The sequence below is a fragment of the Helicobacter bilis ATCC 51630 genome, assembly GCF_000686565.1.
Taxonomy (GTDB): Bacteria; Campylobacterota; Campylobacteria; order Campylobacterales; family Helicobacteraceae; genus Helicobacter_A; species Helicobacter_A bilis.
On record NZ_JMKW01000108.1, the window covers coordinates 1 to 1,797 of the forward strand.

3 protein-coding genes are annotated in these 1,797 nt (G+C 35.3%); all 3 read left to right on the forward strand.

Going from position 1 to position 1,797, the window contains the following annotated elements; genetic code table 11:
• Positions 1 to 152 precede the first annotated feature (152 nt).
• The gene (locus tag T368_RS0111360; RefSeq protein ID WP_004085882.1) at positions 153 to 929 is read left to right on the forward strand and encodes an Abi-alpha family protein; all 777 of its coding nucleotides are present in this window, start codon (positions 153 to 155) and stop codon (positions 927 to 929) included.
• A 238-nt stretch (positions 930 to 1,167) separates the two neighbouring features.
• Positions 1,168 to 1,395, forward strand: coding sequence for a hypothetical protein (locus T368_RS0111365; RefSeq protein ID WP_004085884.1), 228 nt, complete (start codon positions 1,168 to 1,170; stop codon positions 1,393 to 1,395).
• Positions 1,382 to 1,660, forward strand: a complete 279-nt coding sequence (locus T368_RS0111370; protein WP_004085886.1) for a type II toxin-antitoxin system YafQ family toxin — start codon at positions 1,382 to 1,384, stop codon at positions 1,658 to 1,660. The genes T368_RS0111365 and T368_RS0111370 overlap by 14 nt, the downstream gene beginning before the upstream one ends.
• Positions 1,661 to 1,797 lie beyond the last annotated feature (137 nt).

Below are 1,797 nucleotides of genomic sequence, written 5' to 3' on the forward strand. Positions count from 1 at the left end.
AGATTTTTCGCCTTTTTCAAAGGCTCAAAATGACAAAGCAGATTCTACCCTTGACACAAGCAAGTTAGAATCTAAACTTGACTCTTTAGTCTATAAACTCTACAATCTCACAAACGATGAGATAGAAATTGTTGAAAACAAGGAATAGTTATATGGCACTTAATATTGAATTTAATGCGACAGAAGCTTATAAAGATGGATTGCAACCCGCCATGAAGCAAATCGGTGGAGTATTAGAAGATTTGACAAAAACCGCAAGGCTGCTCACTGCCCCTTTATCACTATGTGGGGTCGGTAGTGATAGATTTCAAGTATGGTGCGATAAACTAAGAAATGGGGTTAAAGAAGAAAATATGACAGCAGCACAGCCAAATATTCTTATCCCAACGCTTTGCGGTTTGTCTATAAATCCAGACGAAACACTTTTAGGGGAAATGTTTTTTAACATTTTACAAAGTTCTGTTGATAAAACAAAGCAAAAATTCTTAAGTCCTGCATTCCCAAAGATTTTAGAGCAAATTAGTAGTGAAGAAGCCAGACTCTTAACATACTTAAAATATAACCAACACATAGAGTTTATCTACTTTATGGAAAACAACGAACATGGTGTTTATGCTGAAAATATGATTGAGATTTTCTGCGACATAGATAAAGATCTTTTTTCTATCAATAAGCATCATTTAACATTGCTAGGATTAGTTACCTTTGGATATTCTAAACAGGCTGAAGCATTTTTTAAAGATGGAGACAGACTAATAGCATATGAGTCTCAAGAGGGTAAAAAAATATTGGTAGAAAACAAATTTAGCAATTACAAAAGCATTACTAAGTATTATGCCAAATTAACATTAAATGATTTTGGGAAAGCTTTTGTAGATATTTGTATAAGTGAAAAATGCAGAGAATTTTTAGCAAGTAGCCCTAGCTAGATTCTAGTAATGGTCTAGCACCGCCCTTTTATCGTCATTGCGAGCGGTGTCTGCACAGCGTGGCAACCCACAAAAAACAAAGATTCCACCCTTGACACAAGCAAATTAGAATCTAAACTTAACTCTTTAGTCTATCAACTCTACAATCTCACAAACGATGAGATAGAAATAATAGATTCCAAAACATAAAAAACTAATGCTAGAATTTTAAGCAACACAAAAGCCCAAAGGATAACAAATGACACTGATTATAGAAAATGCTAGTAAAGAGCTTTACACTGCGATAAAAAGCCTAGCAAAGATTGATAACGCAAAATGCAAGGTGCAAAAGCCCAAGCTTACAAAGTTTGAAAAAGAGATTCTAAAGGCAAAAGCAGAACTTGAAAAAGAGAAAAGAGAAGGCACACTAAAGACTTACGCCAATGTGGCTGAGTTTAGGGAGGCGATCGATAATGGCGAGCTATAATGTCAATTTCACAAAAAGCTTTATCAAAGACTACAAAAAGCTACAAACAAAAGACAAAGATTTGACTGACGCGCTTATAGACAAGCTAGCCACAGGGCAGCCCCTAGAGCCAAAACACAAAGACCACGCATTAAGCGGAAACTTGCAGGGCTTTAGAGAATGCCACATTAAACCAGACTTATTACTCATTTATGAGCTATGCGATGATATTTTGCAGCTTAATGCCTTGCGTGTGGGGAGTCATAGCAAATTGTTTAAAAAATAGTAAGTTATGAAAGGCTAGAATCTAGCAATAAACCCCTTGTGTGATGAGATTATAAAATGTGTAGATAAAATCCTAGAAATTAAAGCTTGTCATACTGAGGCGTTAGCCGAAGTATCTAAAAATACAGAATCTAAAAA

What these genes read in the sequence shown, in the direction of transcription:
- T368_RS0111370 (WP_004085886.1), top strand. Translation starts at nt 1,382, where the DNA reads ATGGCGAGCTATAATGTCAATTTCACAAAAAGCTTTATCAAAGACTAC.
- T368_RS0111365 (WP_004085884.1), top strand. Translation starts at nt 1,168, where the DNA reads ATGACACTGATTATAGAAAATGCTAGTAAAGAGCTTTACACTGCGATA.
- T368_RS0111360 (WP_004085882.1), top strand. Translation starts at nt 153, where the DNA reads ATGGCACTTAATATTGAATTTAATGCGACAGAAGCTTATAAAGATGGA.